Annotated in this window: 1 protein-coding gene; it reads right to left on the reverse strand. The window is 63.0% G+C overall.

The genetic code is table 11. The features are described from left to right. Positions 1-27: 27 nt before the first annotated feature. A complete protein-coding gene (locus tag JKG68_RS32810; protein WP_202066657.1) occupies positions 28-570 on the reverse strand; it encodes a helix-turn-helix domain-containing protein in 543 nt (180 codons plus the stop codon). Between the last annotated feature and the right edge of the window lie 87 nt (positions 571-657).

Here is a 657-nt window from a genome sequence, read left to right on the forward strand (position 1 = left end):
TGCGCGCCTCATCGGCAAACCAGATCTCTAGCGGCTTGCCATCGGCCTCGTCGGTCGCGATTTCCTCCAGACGCGCGGGGAAACTTTTTTAAAAGCAGATACAGCAGCCTCGTTCTTGGCATGGTGCTGCGGGCGGCCCGAGAGCTTGCGGTAGCCGAGCGCCCGCACTTCCCGGCTCAGCGTCTGTTTTGAGATTGGCAGGCGGTATTCGTCCCAGAGCCACTGGATCAGATCCACCAGCCGCCAGCGCACCACCCCGTGCACGGCTGCAATCGGGCCGGCCTCGATCATCTGCACCAGATGCTGGCGATGCTGGTCAGTGAGTCTTGAGGGCTGGCCCGCCGGCTTGCGGTCGATCAGGCCTTCAGGCCCTTGAGCGTTGAACTTGACCACCCAGTCGCGCACGATCTGCAGAGTCACCCCGCCGATCCGCGCCGCCTCGGTGCGCGAGGCCCCCTCGTAGATCGCCGCGAGAGCCAGCAGGCGGCGGGCTTGCGGGCCATCCTTAGTCTTCCTGGCCAACGCACGAAGCTGAGACGCATCAAAGTCAGAGCGGAGTGGGATCGGCATGGCAAACCTCCCTGGTTCACCAAACTGAATCACACCCACTCCAGCCCGGGAAATCACGAACGAGTCAGACCTTCAGGGACTTGGTAT

Source organism: Microvirga aerilata (assembly GCF_016743775.1).
Lineage (GTDB): Bacteria > Pseudomonadota > Alphaproteobacteria > Rhizobiales > Beijerinckiaceae > Microvirga > Microvirga aerilata.